The organism is Candidatus Rhabdochlamydia porcellionis (assembly GCF_015356815.2).
Classification (GTDB): Bacteria; Chlamydiota; Chlamydiia; order Chlamydiales; family Rhabdochlamydiaceae; genus Rhabdochlamydia; species Rhabdochlamydia porcellionis.
In genome coordinates this window covers 285,001-299,249 of the sequence record NZ_CP075585.1, presented here as the reverse complement: position 1 = coordinate 299,249, position 14,249 = coordinate 285,001, and the positions used below count along the sequence as shown (strand labels likewise).

The 14,249-nt window shown below is 35.1% G+C and carries 13 protein-coding genes; 4 read left to right on the top strand and 9 right to left on the bottom strand.

The features are described 5' to 3' along the window. Positions 1-52: 52 nt before the first annotated feature. Together RHAB15C_RS01430 and RHAB15C_RS01425 are read left to right on the top strand one after the other, a co-directional pair. Positions 53-1,240 carry an LL-diaminopimelate aminotransferase gene (locus RHAB15C_RS01430; protein ID WP_194845476.1) on the top strand — a complete coding sequence of 396 codons (1,188 nt, stop codon included), beginning with the start codon at positions 53-55 and terminating at the stop codon, positions 1,238-1,240. A 6-nt stretch (positions 1,241-1,246) separates the two neighbouring features. Continuing rightward, positions 1,247-1,894 carry a phytanoyl-CoA dioxygenase family protein gene (locus tag RHAB15C_RS01425; protein ID WP_194845477.1) on the top strand — a complete coding sequence of 216 codons (648 nt, stop codon included), beginning with the start codon at positions 1,247-1,249 and terminating at the stop codon, positions 1,892-1,894. Positions 1,895-1,902: 8 nt separating this feature from the next. Here the strand turns inward: RHAB15C_RS01425 and RHAB15C_RS01420 are convergent, their stop codons facing one another. The 4 genes from RHAB15C_RS01420 to RHAB15C_RS01405 form a co-directional block, all read right to left on the bottom strand. Further along, the gene (locus RHAB15C_RS01420; protein ID WP_194845478.1) at positions 1,903-2,703 is read right to left on the bottom strand and encodes a coiled-coil domain-containing protein; all 801 of its coding nucleotides are present in this window, start codon (positions 2,701-2,703) and stop codon (positions 1,903-1,905) included. Between the two features lie 13 nt (positions 2,704-2,716). Then, positions 2,717-3,547, bottom strand: a complete 831-nt coding sequence (locus RHAB15C_RS01415; RefSeq protein WP_194845479.1) for a hypothetical protein — start codon at positions 3,545-3,547, stop codon at positions 2,717-2,719. 132 nt (positions 3,548-3,679) lie between these two features. Beyond that, positions 3,680-4,327 carry a hypothetical protein gene (locus RHAB15C_RS01410; RefSeq protein ID WP_194845480.1) on the bottom strand — a complete coding sequence of 216 codons (648 nt, stop codon included), beginning with the start codon at positions 4,325-4,327 and terminating at the stop codon, positions 3,680-3,682. A gap of 410 nt (positions 4,328-4,737) precedes the next feature. Further along, positions 4,738-5,247, bottom strand: a complete 510-nt coding sequence (locus RHAB15C_RS01405) for a hypothetical protein (RefSeq protein WP_194845481.1) — start codon at positions 5,245-5,247, stop codon at positions 4,738-4,740. 501 nt (positions 5,248-5,748) lie between these two features. Here RHAB15C_RS01405 and RHAB15C_RS01400 point away from each other — a divergent pair. Next, complete coding sequence (locus RHAB15C_RS01400) at positions 5,749-6,861, top strand: aminotransferase class I/II-fold pyridoxal phosphate-dependent enzyme (RefSeq protein ID WP_194845482.1); 1,113 nt, start codon at positions 5,749-5,751, stop codon at positions 6,859-6,861. Here RHAB15C_RS01400 and hemG read toward each other — a convergent pair. After that, positions 6,858-8,219, bottom strand: coding sequence for a protoporphyrinogen oxidase (gene hemG / locus RHAB15C_RS01395; RefSeq protein WP_194845483.1), 1,362 nt, complete (start codon positions 8,217-8,219; stop codon positions 6,858-6,860). The genes RHAB15C_RS01400 and hemG overlap by 4 nt on opposite strands. Before the next feature lie 22 nt (positions 8,220-8,241). On the opposite strand from hemG, the gene hemF reads away from it, so the two are divergent. Further along, positions 8,242-9,063, top strand: a complete 822-nt coding sequence (hemF, locus tag RHAB15C_RS01390) for an oxygen-dependent coproporphyrinogen oxidase (protein ID WP_194845484.1) — start codon at positions 8,242-8,244, stop codon at positions 9,061-9,063. Here hemF and hemE read toward each other — a convergent pair. The 4 genes from hemE to RHAB15C_RS01370 form a co-directional block, all read right to left on the bottom strand. Next, positions 9,053-10,069 carry a uroporphyrinogen decarboxylase gene (hemE, locus tag RHAB15C_RS01385; RefSeq protein ID WP_194845485.1) on the bottom strand — a complete coding sequence of 339 codons (1,017 nt, stop codon included), beginning with the start codon at positions 10,067-10,069 and terminating at the stop codon, positions 9,053-9,055. The two genes, hemF and hemE, sit on opposite strands and share 11 nt — an antisense overlap. After that, complete coding sequence (gene tkt, locus RHAB15C_RS01380; protein WP_194845486.1) at positions 10,066-12,054, bottom strand: transketolase; 1,989 nt, start codon at positions 12,052-12,054, stop codon at positions 10,066-10,068. The genes hemE and tkt overlap by 4 nt, the downstream gene beginning before the upstream one ends. A gap of 531 nt (positions 12,055-12,585) precedes the next feature. After that, positions 12,586-13,116, bottom strand: coding sequence for a hypothetical protein (locus RHAB15C_RS01375; RefSeq protein WP_194845487.1), 531 nt, complete (start codon positions 13,114-13,116; stop codon positions 12,586-12,588). 9 nt (positions 13,117-13,125) lie between these two features. After that, positions 13,126-14,244, bottom strand: coding sequence for a hypothetical protein (locus RHAB15C_RS01370; RefSeq protein ID WP_194845488.1), 1,119 nt, complete (start codon positions 14,242-14,244; stop codon positions 13,126-13,128). Positions 14,245-14,249 lie beyond the last annotated feature (5 nt).

Below are 14,249 nucleotides of genomic sequence, written 5' to 3'. Positions count from 1 at the left end.
CTCTTTACTTTTTAATTAAGACCAGACATACTGTATCATCTTAGGGGTTTTCATGGTTGCGATTAATTCTTGTTTTCAGAGGCTAAAACGCACATACATTTTTTCAGTAATTGAAGAAAAAATAGACATGTTACATAAAAAAATCTCTCCTGATCAACTGATTAATTTAAGTATAGGAGATATAGCACTACCTTTAATTCCTACTGCAGCCCAAGCAATGAGCCAGGCTGTGCTAGAGATGGGAACTCCCTCTGGTCTAAAAGGATATGGGCCTAGCAATGGCTATCTATTCTTACGAGAAGCCATCGTAAATACGCACTTTGCTGCCCTACAAATCACCCCAGATGAGATTTTTATTTCAGATGGCATCAATACAGACATCACGAATATTCTAGATTTGTTTTCCTTATCCTGCAGCGTAGGAATTCCAGACCCTACTTATCCCGCTTATCTTGACGCGACAATTCTTTCAGGCCGAACCAAAATCATTACTTTACCTTGTTTAGAAATCAATCAATTTCATCCCTATCCCCCATCTGAAGCCTGTGATCTGATCTATTTATGCTCTCCTAATAACCCAACAGGCGTTGCTATGAATAGAGCTCTTCTGACTATTTGGGTGAATTATGCTTTAAAAAACAAAGCTATTATCTTTTTTGATCACGCTTATGAAGCATTTATTAACTCAGCAGATGTTCCTCATTCTATTTTTGAAATTCCAGGTGCTAAAGAATGTGTAATTGAATTTCGCAGCTTTTCTAAATCCGCTGGATTTACAGGTCTGCGTTGCTCGTATACAATCCTTCCTAAAGCCCTTAAAGCACGCTATGACGATCAAGAAGTATCTTTACACACTTTATGGAGTCGAAGGCAGGCTGCTAAGTCCAATGGAATTGCCTATCCTATCCAAAAAGGAGCTTTCGCTACTCTGCTTCCACAAGGTCAGAGTGAAATAAAAATTCAAATAAATAATTACTTAACTCAAGCCAAAGCGTTAAAACAAGGTTTGATTCAATTAGGACTTGACTGCTACGGAGGGATAGACAGCCCCTATATTTGGGTTAAAACCCCTAGAGACAAGACCTCATGGGAATTTTTCGATGAACTTTTGATTAAATGCCATTTAATTAGTATTCCAGGGGTAGGATTTGGAAAATACGGAGCAGGGTTTGTTCGTTTTTCTGCCTTTACTACTCCCGACAAAATAGATTTAGCTCTTAAACGAATCAACCAATTATAGACTCACATGCGCCTTTTGCTAACAGATGATCAAAAAGAATTTTTTCGAAGAAACCATTTTATTGAAATTGAAGGATTATTGCCTCTAGAAAAAATCGCTCAAATAGAAAAACTCTCCGATCTAACCCTAGCTAAAAGAACGGACTCAGGAAGTTCTTTTCTACAAGGGTATGATCTATGGCGCGATAACAAAGAACTCAAAGAAATCTTACATAAACGTTCTTCAATTAAGATTATTGCTGAGCTTTTCAATACCTTTCCCTTAAGAATAGCTTTCGATCAATACATAAAAGCTACTTCCCCATCTCCCATTCAAACAACATGGTCCTTAGAAGAGCTCTCTTGCATTAAACCACTAGCTGGAAGCATGTTGATTCCTCTATCTTTTTCTAAACTATTAAAATCCCATTTTCCTTTCCCTCAAAAAGGTAATATTCTATTTCTAGCTCCAGACTATCCTATTCCGTGGCCTTTACTTTTTGGATTAGAAGACCTAAAACTTCTTATTGTAAGTTTTGCTCCTGAAAAAGCAATCTACCAACAAGAGATAAGAGATCCTCACCAACACATGCTCAAAAAATGGGGCTACGTATTTGGTGATAGTCTCAGTAATCAACTTCATCCTCTTCTCATTGTAAACCGCGATAATTACTAACCCATCTGTCAATTTACCCTATCTCCTATCAAAGGAATGGAGTGTACAACTTTTGGCTGGAAAGCCAGTTTAGCAGCTACCTGAGCACGTTCTTGGGGGTTTGAGCAGTTATATCGATCTATAACTTCTATTTCTCTTTGTTTTAACACATTTGCTCTATTTACAGCTTGGGTTAAATTATGAATCTCTTGACGAATCTCTTGAACTAACCCTTTATGGTTCATTCCATCGAATTGTTCTAATTCTTTAGCCAAACTATCCCAGTGAGCAAGTTGTTCGCTCATACTTCTTCTAAAATCTTGTTGCTTATTGGTCAGATCTTGAAAATGACCTACATGCTCAACAAGTTGGATTTCTTGTTTATGAAGGTTTTCTAAAGTACCACCAAGAGAGGTAAATCCATTCTGATACTCTTTGATTGTTTTTAGAGAATTTCCTATTCGAACTAAACGCTTTTCTTGCTCGCTAAGCCTCGCATCTACCTTTGGCATTAAACCATCTACTTTATTACACACATCTTTAAGACCTGGTACTTGATCTTTTACTTGTTGTGAAAGATGCTCTAGCTTTTGCAGCGCACCATCCATATTGCTCAAGCTGCTCTTTAGCGTTTCGATTTGAATATCTTGTTTGGCATTATAGTAAGCACCTAGTAAAGTCCCCCCTAAGAGCAAAGCCCTAGGAACAGGTGAAATGCTGCCGCTAGCAGCTGCTGCTGCTGCTAACATAGCCCCAGTTGCAGGAGATACATGCTTACCAAGGTTCACTATTCCCGAAAGCGCTCGATAACCAGTAGAAATGATGCTCATCTTAAAAATCTCCTTATCCTGGTCTTTTATTTTTTGATCGAATGGAATATGCAATTTTTTCTAATTCTGTGGAAGGTTGTTCAAGAGATAGTTTTATCCCTTGTAAATAGATAAGGTTTTTTTTTAACTGCTGTAGTTCTTTGTTATGCTCTTTAAGACTTGGTTCTATGCGAAGTACATTTTCATTTAGCTGATCCAGCTTTTTAGTCATTTTATCTATCTGCTTTTCTAGTGTTTTTAGTTCTTTATCGGAAGTAGGAATATTTTGAAGCTTTGTTAAAGTTTCATTTAGAGAATGGGTTAAGCTTTGTATCTTATTCAAGCCCTTTTCAAATTCTTTTTTTTGCTTTTTTGTTTGCTCTATCTTTTGATCTGCTTCTTCTAACTCTTGATCGCCTTGATCTAGTATTTTCTCTAGACTTTCTGCTTGAATTTGTAAATTCTCTAACTTTTCTGCAAGAGATGCAACTATAGGGCCTTGTTCTTTAAGTTGCTGCTCTAGGTTTTCTGTCTCTTGCTCGATTAAATGAGCTGCTACCAACACTTTTTGAGCTGCTCTATTAACTTTCATAGAACCAAGTACACATCCACCACCGGTAATGCCTGCAGCTCCAAGAGAACCTAATACAAAGGGAGCAGCAATAGGAATAGCCAGTCCACCTGTAACAATTCCGACTAATGTAACACCTGTTAATAAAAATGCTCCTCCTAATATCATACAAGATACTGCTGCTGTTTTTTTTACAGTATATGCTAGTGAATGTTTATTTATTTTTTGGCTAAAACTCTGCGAATCATATTGAATCAGAGATGTTGATGAACTATGCAACTCTTGTGTTAACATAAACCATCCTTGTATTGTGTTGAACTACTCACCTTATCTTTAAGATCAAAAACTATTTATATCTAATAAAAAACATGCTTAGATCTAGAAAGCGTAAGGTGAGTAGCTATTGAATAATTGTTTCTAATTAGATTAATCTGAATTAACTTTTTTCTTAATTTTTTGAAAAAGTTTACTATCTTGCACACCTGCAAATAAACCTCCAGCTACTGTCTTTTTCTGGATGTCATTTTTCTGTGAGTTAACATTAGGATTAGCATCCCTTTCTTCTTCTATTACAGGATCAGAATCTTCATGTAATGATGAACGCCTAAAACTAGTACTATCTCCTAATGTAGGATCATCTTCTTGTGTAAACTTCTGTATAGGATTAACGCTAGATCCTACATCAGCTGACCCAGCCCTTGAAGCAATAGATTCTTGAAATGATGCTGACTGCACTTTTGCAAAAAGTCTACTAGATGAAGTAGGGGTTGGAGGAGGGGGAGGTGGTGGTACAAAACTCGTTGGTAATGCATCATCGCCTTTTAAAACGGTTTGGTTTGAGAAAAGATAACTCTTTAAGCTATCTAAATTATAACGCCCAAATGACATTACGCATATGCATCTGGATAATAGTGACTGAGCAACTTTATTTATAGACTGGATAATGTACTTCCCTCTACCAGTAATTTTATGAAAAACTCTTCCATACAAAGAAACGCTTCCTTGAAGATTTTGCGTAGAATTTACATTGTTAATCTCTTGGGAACCCTGAGCTGAAGAAGCAATACTACTCATAAATTTATGCCCTACGTAATATATTTTAACAAAAGACCAAATAGATAAATTTTCAGTTAATTGTATTAACTATTTTTTAAAAATCATTAGAGCTAACAGAGCTCAAATAGAAACCTTTTTGAGTTTTTATATAAAAAATATTAATGTTTTATTATTTCTATACTAGAAACTATTTCTCAATAGACACTTTTTAAGAAGGATTCCAGAAAGCAATAACCCCTCTGAACTTTCTTTGTAACCAAAGAGTTTTTCTTCTCTTAGAACATTTTTTTAAACGAGTTTTAAAATAGTTTATTGGATTATTTATTTTCTTTTTTTTATTAGGAATAAACGGAGTAATTTTTTTAAAAAAATTATTTAATCTTACCATATTTTTTATTTACCTTTGTCAATTTTTATAATTATTTATTTTAATTTAAAGAGTTCTTCAACTCAGCAAGTCTTTCCTCGGGAGTTTTTGAATAAGATGCGAGTTTAACCATTTCCTCTAACTTTGGATAAAGCGATGGATATTGAGAATCCTTACTACTACTATGTGAACGAATCTTTCTCAAAGTAGCAGAACCCACAGATATCCGACTAGTATGCCTGTTAAGCCTAGCTTTGACTTCTTTTAGAGTACTATTTGGCTCACTGATGCTTGTTTCTTCTATATCACCCCTTTTAGAAGAGGCAGTCGATCTATCCTTAGATCTCTTAACAGAAAAACAATCTTTTAGATCATCTAGTTTATAATGCCCTACTGTCCCTACATATATGAAATTAGACAGTATAGACTGTGCCATAGAACCTATAGAAGAGATTAAGTAGCTTGTAGTTGTATAAATCCTAGTAATAATTTTTCCTAGTAAAGAACCGCTCTCTTGTAAAAGAGGCTCTATATTATTAGGGAGACTATGGGAAACATCTGGAATACTCATAATCCTCTAAAATTTAATAATTGTTAAAGAAGATAAGCTAACTTTTTGCTTAAATAGAACAAAAAGACTCTGCGTTACCTAGCAACAAATTTGACGAATATATGTTTACGCTTTTTAGAACTACAACAATGACTAAAGTTAGATTAAATCTTTTTTTTAAAAGAGAAATATTTTCTAGAAATCTAACTCTTAGAGCTGATAAAACAACAGTTTTTTTCATCATGAAATTCCAATATAAAATAATATTAGTTATTTACTAAATTAGAATAATATAACAGATTAGTATCTCTTTATAATTTATATTATGATTATAAATATAATTAAGATCAACATTTTTAATTTTAATAAATAAATGATAAATGTATTTGTTAAAAATATTATGAATAACTCTTCTTGTTTTTTTCTCATCTAGATTTTTTTATGAGGTAATTTTTTCTTGAATTTTATACCTCAATACGCGAAAAATTTTTTTATATTAAAAAATAAATTGAAATGAGAGTTATGAAAAGCAATCCATTAGCCATGCAAGAAAGTGTACTTCAAGAAGACGCTTTGCTTCCTTTAAGCCCAACTCATGTGATTTGGCAAGGAAAAAAAATGCTCGATTTTTCTTCTCAAGATTTTTTAGGGCTATCCAATCATCCAGATCTGAAAAAACACACGATTAAATATTTATTACATTACGGCAATGGAGTCTGTTATCCAGAAATCCCAGGGAGTTTTATCGAATGCCAAAAAACACTTGAAGCAAAAATTGCAGAATTAATTAATATGCCTTATTTGTATTTTTTCTCTAATCGTTATTTAGCTCTATGGCATCTCCTTTCTTCATTAAGTTCTGATGTTCTCTTATTACTTGCTGATGACCTAGATCCGGGTTTAAGTAAAATCCTTTACAATTTTCCTTTGAAGATTCTTACTTATAATCAGAACTCTTTAACTAGTTTAGAAGCTATTTTAAAAAAAGAAGGACAATCTATCTGTTCTGTTAAAATGATCTTTTGTGAATCTATTAGTAGCGGTAATGGAACTTTAATCGACTTAAATTATATCACCTCTTTATCTCAAGCCTACAATGCTTTATTAGTTCTTGATGATTCTCTAGCTTTTGGTGTTAAAGGCGATAGAGGCTTAGGCCTTGCAGCTAAACAAGGGGATATCGATTTAGTTCTATGTTCTTTAAGTAATTCTGCAAGTGCTGATGCGGCTTTTCTTGGTTGTTCTTCTTGGATTAAAAACCTCATTAAAAAAAATGTTTTTTATCGAGAATCCAGTGTAACTTATGCTTCTTTAGGCGCCATAGAAATGGCTTTGGAGCTCATTCCTTCTTTAGAAGGGGAAAGGTATCAATTAGAACAGAGATGTCATTGGATAAAAAAACAATTGCAAGGGTATGACATCGGTTCCTCTACACATGTAATCTGCCTACATTTTTCTCAAGAAGAAGAACTTTGCTATTTTTGGGAAAGCCTTTTGCAAAGAGGAATTCTCTCCCAGTGGATGGTCTGCCATCAAAAGAGGTCTTATATTCTACGGTTTTTCATTAATATTCATCACACTCCAGATGATCTAAGAATGTTAGTAGAAGAGATCAAAGAGTTAAAAAGTGGTTAGAAACAATTTTTATGCCAATCCTGCACTGTTTCTTTAACATGATGAATGCAGTGGTCTACACCTACCCCTATTAGATAATTACCTAATAAATGACATCGAGGTATTTTTTGTTGAAATTTAGGATATAGGCTTTCTATTCGTTCTAGATGTCCTACTGTATATTGAGGAATAGCAGAAAGAACTTTTTTAAAAGAAACAACATCTGGCTGCATAGAGATTTTTAAGTGTTTACGAATGCTTAAAAGTGCGGTTTGAATAGCTTCTTCTTCTGATTGCCCTAAATCTTTAAGTTTAATGGTAAGACGGGTTTCCTGAGGGTAACTATTATGTTGTTTAAAAATAGAAGAATCAAATACAACGCCTAGGATATCTTCTCTAGTACTATGAGGTATTAAATACCCAAACCCCTCAACAGGTAAAATACGTTCTTTATACCCAAAGTTAAGAACTATAATCCCCTCGCTTTTCAAAGACATAAGTTCCTTTCCAAGAGATGGCATATCTTTAATAAAAAGATTTCCTGCTTGTAGTGCAGGCAGAGCACAAAATACATAATCTGCTATAAACCTTCCTTGGTTGGTTTTAACAACTACTTCTTTTTCCATTTGTACTATTTCTTGTGCTTCATGCTGGTAATAAATAGAAACTGGTGTTTTAGCTAGGAGCGTAGAGGTTAACTGTTCTACTCCTTCACGAAAAGAAAATATAGCAGATAAAGGCGCATTTGGAAGGTAAGGAGATCTTTTAGATGCTCCTTTTTTTTGCAACCAATTCTTTAAAAATCCTTTGGTTATGCTTCCATATTCCTCTTCCCATTCTTTAAGTTTAGGAAAAAGAGCTCGAATGGAAATGAGACGAGGATCTCCACCAAAAATCCCTACAACCATCGGATCAAATAACCTTTGGGCTACATCGTAGTTAAAACGGCGTAAAACAAATTCCCAAACTGTTTCATCTCCTTGTTTAGTAGGGCGTTTCCATTCTGTAATTAATGCCTTAATAAATCCTTTTGTTAAAGGAGACCACAAAAAAGAAATAAGATTTTTAGGAAACCTGTGTAATTCTTCATTCCACCATAAATACCTATTATGAGAAGACGTTTCTGACCAGATAATTTCTCTTAAAAGACCTAATTCTTCTGCCAATTGTAAGGTTGTAGAGCATTGATTTATTTTAAATGTACGCGGTCCTTTTTCAAAATGAAACCCTGTTGTATGATCTGTATGAAATAAGCCTCCTACTCGATTTGATTTTTCTAGAATCAAGATATTTAGTGGTAAAGAGATTTGGCTTAAATACCAAGCAGCAGATAAACCAGAAATACCCGCTCCTAAAACAATGATTTTCTTTTTCTCCATAATAAACCCTACAATTTAAGTTATGAAAACAAAAAGTATAAAGGATTGTCCAGATAAAATAAAAGATGAGATAATCAATTATCTAAAAATATTAAGAAAAAAATTTATTACATCTTTTGAAATACTTGAACCTCAAGCCTCTTTTATTAAAACTTCTTGGAATTATACGAAAGGTAGCGGAGGAGGAGAAATGGGGTTACTGCGCGGCGAAGTATTTGAAAAAGCTGCGGTAAATTGGTCTGAAATACAAGGGGATCGCTTTCCCATGGCAGATGCAGATGGAGTCTTTTTTGCAACCGGTATTAGCCTAATTACTCATATGTTAAATCCGCATGCTCCAACAGTACATTTCAATATTCGTTTTATCCAGACACAAAACAACTTTTGGTTTGGAGGAGGATATGATCTAACTCCTATGGGGTTTATCTATCCGGAAGATACTCTACATTTTCATACTACTACTCAAGAAGCACTAGATTCCATAAATAAAGAACTGTATCCTCTTTTCTCTAAGCAGGCAAAAGAATACTTTTTCATTCCTCATCGAAATAAAGAAAGAGGAGTAGGAGGAATTTTCTTTGATCATTATCGGACAAAAGATCTAGAAAAAGACTTGTGTGTCTGGAAAACGGTTGGAAATACTTTTTTAAAAGCTATTTTGCCAATCTATACAAAACGCATACAGATGGATTATCAACCCCAAGATAGGCAGAAGCAATTAGAAATGCGCGCTCACTACGTAGAATTTAATTTGCTCTATGATAGAGGTACAAAATTTGGATTTCTTTCAGAAGGTAACGTAGATGCTATTTTATGTTCCATGCCTCCACTTGTTAAGTGGTAACTGATTTCACCATATCGACAAATAACTTGACATTTTTAAAAGGAATATCGGGGAGCACCCCATGTCCTAAGCTGGCAATAAACCCCTTACTTCCTTTCATAGAATGTAAAAAAGAACTCACTTCTTTTTCTATTTCACTAGAAGATTTTTTTAAGAGATCGGGTTTTAAATTTCCTTGTAGAGCAATAGAAGAGGGAATTTTTTCTCTTAACACTTTCATAGGTAGATGCCAGTCTAAGCTAATTGCTGTCGGGTTAAGACTTACTAATTGTGCATAACGTATACTCGAATCACGGCAAAAAAGAATGACAGGAACTTTCAATTGCAATTCTTTTACCATTTGATGCAAAAAAGGTAGACAAAATTGCTGAAGCTCTTCTTCAGAAAGAATATTCGCCCATGAATCAAAAATCTGCACTACATCAGCACCTGCTTGTACTTGAGCTTTTAGATAAATAATGGAAGCTTTGGTTAAGATAGTAAGAAGTTCTATGAAACTTTGCGGGTCTTTTTTCATCCATTGCTTTGTATAAAGAAATGGTTTTTTACTAGTAGAATCGATTAAATAGGTAGCAACGGTAAAAGGCCCCCCGCAGAAGCCGATTAAAGGCACTTGAATCTGTTTTTTTATAATTTGCAATGTTTTAAACACAAAGATCAATTTTTCTTCAACTGCCTGAATAGATAATTGCTCTACTTGCTGTTTAGAACGAATAGGGGGATAGACGCAAGGTCCACCTTTATCTGGAAATTCTAATTTAAGCCCAAGTCCTTCTGCAAGAACCAAAATATCTGAGAAAACAATCGCTGCATCTATATCTAAAAGATCTATAGGTAGATAACTAACCTCTGCTGCTAATTCAGAAATATGAAAGAGCTGCCAAAGAGAGTATTTTTTACGTAAAAGCTGATATTGTGGCATGTAGCGCCCCGCTTGTCGCATTAACCAAATGGGGGCTCTTTCTACTTTTTCACAACACAATGCTCTAAGGAGCAGATCATTCATGATAGTAATCGATTTAAAATCGCATCAACGGTAAATCCAAATTCAGCAGCTAGATCGCCTATTGGAGCAGATTCTCCAAAAGACTCCATACTAATAGAGATACCTTCGGGTCCAATCCACTTAGACCAACCAAAGCTTACCCCTGCTTCAATACTCACTCTTACTCCCAGATCTCCACCGATAATCTTTTTCCTATATTCATCATCTTGAAGCTCAAAAATCTGCCAGCAGGGCATGGAAATCACTCTAACTTCTTTATCTACTTTTTCTAAAGCAATTGCTACCTCTAATGCTAAAGAAACCTCTGATCCTGTTGCAATCAAAGTGAAATCTGGTTTATTTTGTTCTTTCTTAATAATATAGGCACCCTTACTCATCCCCTCTTCATAAGGCACATTGCAGATATCTAACTCAGGTAATGCTTGTCTTGATAAAACAATTATGGAAGGCCCTCGGTAGCGAAGAGCTGCCATCCATGCCATTTTCACTTCCCAATTATCCGCAGGTCGAATCAAATGAACATTGGGTATGGCTCTTAGAGAGGCTAAATGTTCAATGGGTTGATGAGTTGGTCCATCTTCTCCTAAAAAAATAGAATCGTGTGTAAACACATAAATTACTTGAATCTTAGAAAGAGCGGCTAAGCGAATAGCATTACGCATATAGTCAGAAAAGGTAAGAAAAGTTCCTACATAAGGAACAATCATATTTGTTTCAGCAAGCCCAGTAGCAATTGTTGCCATTCCAAACTCTCTGATTCCATACTTAATATTCCTGCCTGCATACTGATCTCTTTCAATAACAGGGAATCTTTTCATCATAGTCATATCAGATGAGGAAAGATCAGCAGAGCCTCCAATTAATTGAGGTACTAAATCTGCTAAAGTATTTAAAACAACTTGTGAACCCATACGAGTAGCCAAAGGAGATTTCATCTCAATTGCACGCAATCTCTCTTCCAAGTCATTGGGCAATCTTTTTTCTGCCATTTGAAGAAATAGTTTGTAAAGATCTGGATATTCTTCTGACCATTTACGAAACATCTCTTTCCATTTTTGTTCTAAAGACATACATTTAACAAGTCTTGTTTCAAAAAATTGATAAACGGCTTGAGGAACATAAAAATCTTTTTCTGGTAATCCAAGCGCTTTCTTTGTTTCTTCAATCTCTTCTGCTCCCAAGGGAGAGCCATGCGCTTTTGAAGTTCCTGCTTTATGAAGAGATCCTTTGCCAATAATGGTGCGCATCATAACAAAACAAGGTTTTGTTTGATGATCGCGAATATGTGTAAATACTTCTTGCATCTTATCAAAATCATAACCATCTATTTCGAATACATCCCATCCATAAGCGAAGTAACGCATCTTTACATCTTCTGAAAATGACTCCGTTAGAAAACCATCTAAAGTTACTTGATTAGCATCGTAAATCAATACCAGGTTATCTAGGCTTAAATGGCCTGCAAAAGAGCTTACCTCAGAAGAAACACCTTCCATAATACAACCGTCTCCAGCTAAGCAGTAAACCTTACTTGTAAATAGAGGATAATCATCTCGATTAAATCGCTCTGCTAATATTTTAAGTCCAAGCGCTTGACCAACAGCATTCCCAATTCCCTGGCCTAAAGGACCGGTTGTAGCTTCTACACCATCTGTAATATGATATTCTGGATGGCCTGGAGTTTTAGAATGAAGTTGCCGAAAATTTTTAATATCATCTAAAGAAAGACCAAACCCCGATAAATGTAGTAAAGAGTATAACCACATAGAACCGTGACCTGCAGATAAAACGATCCGATCACGATTAAGCCACTTAGGATTTTTTGGATTATGGCATAGAAGAAATCCGTATAAAAAAGCCCCAAACTCTGCACAGCCCATAGGAAGTCCAGGATGTCCGGAATTCGCTTTCTGAACCGCTTCCATAGAAAGAGAGCGCACTGTATTAGCAATTTTACTTAAAGTTTTTTTTAAATCCGCATCCATTTAGAACAACTCCTTAGAGTCTTAATTAGATGGGATAAGGTTAACAAACAGCATAAAGAAGAGCAATAGCAAAAAAAGAGCTCTATACATACTAGACAATTTAAGTAGGTTGCTATCTTGGAAATGTTTAGTATTTGAGCCTATTGAAAATCATTTTTTATAATAAAAAATTTTATTGACTTATCTTTTTTTGGGTACTACCATATTTTTTTTAAATAATTAGGAGTTGATACAGCCATATTTTATTATCTAATCTAGAACCATATCCTCCAAAAATACGGTAAGATAGATTTCCATGGTCTTATCAACTCCCTTTTTAAAATAAAGAGAGAATTGCAAAATTCTATGGACTCTTAACTCTTTTCATTTATTTTTTATCGATGTGATAAAACCTTCCCTAAGTTTAAATCTTAGAGATATGATTACATGATTTAGATCTAAATTTGATCTAAAAATAGAAAATGTTTTCTTTCTAAGAATTGTAAAAAACAGAGTTTCTGTTACTAATAGAAACTCTGTAATCACCTTTTATTACATGGTCTTTTGATCAGCTATTCTTGCATCATTATTAAGGATTTTAATAGCCCCTTCCGTGTACTCTTTGGTTTCTTGCATTTCTTTTTCTACGGTTTTTAAAATATCATCGTTACTTCTTTGCAAATTGGTAGTACTCATTTTATCTTTTTGTATATTGGCTTTTTTTTCGCTACTTACGGCTTCTAATGCACCTTGTGTACCGCCGAGTATCGCCTGGATGATTTGAGCAGAACCTTGTGCTCCGGCTGCAGCAGCTTCGCCTAAGAAGCCAGAGAGTGCTCCTCCTGTTGCTAAAATGCCACCAAGCATTAGAAGAGGGCCTAAAAAAAGGGTGGCTAGTTGTACATAGCCCGCTATTTTTGAAATGACAGCCACTTCTTCTGCTTCCGAAAGACTATGATCAGCTAGGGCCTGTAACATCTGAGTTACTTGATTAACAGTATCCATTTGGGTTACTTGTACTTTAGTACTAGCTCCTTGAAGATGCTTCAAAAGAGAGCTAGTTTCTAAGATAGATAATGACATATTTAACTCCTATCTAGGTTCCATGATTTTGCCCATGTCAGAAATGGCTTGTCCTGCTTGCTGTCCTAACTGAGTAGATCTATCGGAAGTGTTTTCCACAAACATTTTTTCCGTAGAGCCAAGTTGAGAAGAGAGTTTTTGTGTTTGGGTGTTACAATAAGCAAGCAGAGCTTGTAACTTACTCATTATTTTTGAATCAGGACCCGTATCAGTTATCCCTCCAAGTCCTAGAGCATCAGGGTTTTTGTCTTCTACAGTAGCAACAATTCCGATTGATGCAGCTCCAATACCAGCTCCAATGGCAGCCCCTGCTAATACAACACTAATCCCTCCTGTAAAAAATGCTAATAGCCCACCAAGAGCTGCAGCAACTAGTCCAAAGATAACCGCTTTCGTAGTACTAAAATGCCGTCCTTGGGTCGATTGACCAGCGAGATCTTTTTGTTTTTCAGCTTGCAATTCCAGCTGAGTCGTTTTTACTTTGGTTTGTTGGATTCCAGCTAACATGGCTTTATCGTTTTGATCCATTTGAGCTTTTGCAAAGGCCAAAAAAAGGATTAAGACATTTGCTTCTTTGGGTTCTACTTGTTTGTTTTGGATCAACTCTGTTACTTTTTCTTTGAGAGCATCAATTGTGTTGTTTAATTTCTGTTGATCATCTTTTGAGAGATTTTGCAGATCTTTAGAGCTAAGAGTATCTATGGTATCTAAAATAAGATCTGCTTTTTCAGGGTCTATTTTTTTTTGTTTTTTTAGCTCAATCAGGGTGGCTTGTAATTGACTAAAGTGTTTTTTCAACTGATTGATTAGATCTTCTAATTGTTTGGAGGATAGATTAGCGATTTCTTGCTTGATTTGTTCTAGATCTTCCTTGTTAAATTCCTTAAGAGATGCTGCATATTTTTGTAATTGTTCTGATTGATGTTGGATCTGTTTTGATGCGTGTAAATGAGCAAGATCTTGTTCAATCTGCTTTAGTTGTTCTGGTGGGATCGGATCTGTTGAACCTGTATAAGGCAGATCGTCTTGTTGCCGTGAGAATGGAAGACTTGTTTTTTGCTTAACAGATCCTGAAGCAGGCTGTATGATCTTTTCAGAAGAGGTAGTATTTGTTGTTATATCCGACATAAATT

Bases quoted from the DNA above. Each gene is read 5' to 3' on its own strand.
- RHAB15C_RS01430 (WP_194845476.1), top strand. From the start codon at position 53: ATGGTTGCGATTAATTCTTGTTTTCAGAGGCTAAAACGCACATACATT.
- RHAB15C_RS01425 (WP_194845477.1), top strand. From the start codon at position 1,247: ATGCGCCTTTTGCTAACAGATGATCAAAAAGAATTTTTTCGAAGAAAC.
- RHAB15C_RS01420 (WP_194845478.1), bottom strand. From the start codon at position 2,703: ATGAGCATCATTTCTACTGGTTATCGAGCGCTTTCGGGAATAGTGAAC.
- RHAB15C_RS01415 (WP_194845479.1), bottom strand. From the start codon at position 3,547: ATGTTAACACAAGAGTTGCATAGTTCATCAACATCTCTGATTCAATAT.
- RHAB15C_RS01410 (WP_194845480.1), bottom strand. From the start codon at position 4,327: ATGAGTAGTATTGCTTCTTCAGCTCAGGGTTCCCAAGAGATTAACAAT.
- RHAB15C_RS01405 (WP_194845481.1), bottom strand. From the start codon at position 5,247: ATGAGTATTCCAGATGTTTCCCATAGTCTCCCTAATAATATAGAGCCT.
- RHAB15C_RS01400 (WP_194845482.1), top strand. From the start codon at position 5,749: ATGAAAAGCAATCCATTAGCCATGCAAGAAAGTGTACTTCAAGAAGAC.
- hemG (WP_194845483.1), bottom strand. From the start codon at position 8,219: ATGGAGAAAAAGAAAATCATTGTTTTAGGAGCGGGTATTTCTGGTTTA.
- hemF (WP_194845484.1), top strand. From the start codon at position 8,242: ATGAAAACAAAAAGTATAAAGGATTGTCCAGATAAAATAAAAGATGAG.
- hemE (WP_194845485.1), bottom strand. From the start codon at position 10,069: ATGAATGATCTGCTCCTTAGAGCATTGTGTTGTGAAAAAGTAGAAAGA.
- tkt (WP_194845486.1), bottom strand. From the start codon at position 12,054: ATGGATGCGGATTTAAAAAAAACTTTAAGTAAAATTGCTAATACAGTG.
- RHAB15C_RS01375 (WP_194845487.1), bottom strand. From the start codon at position 13,116: ATGTCATTATCTATCTTAGAAACTAGCTCTCTTTTGAAGCATCTTCAA.
- RHAB15C_RS01370 (WP_194845488.1), bottom strand. From the start codon at position 14,244: ATGTCGGATATAACAACAAATACTACCTCTTCTGAAAAGATCATACAG.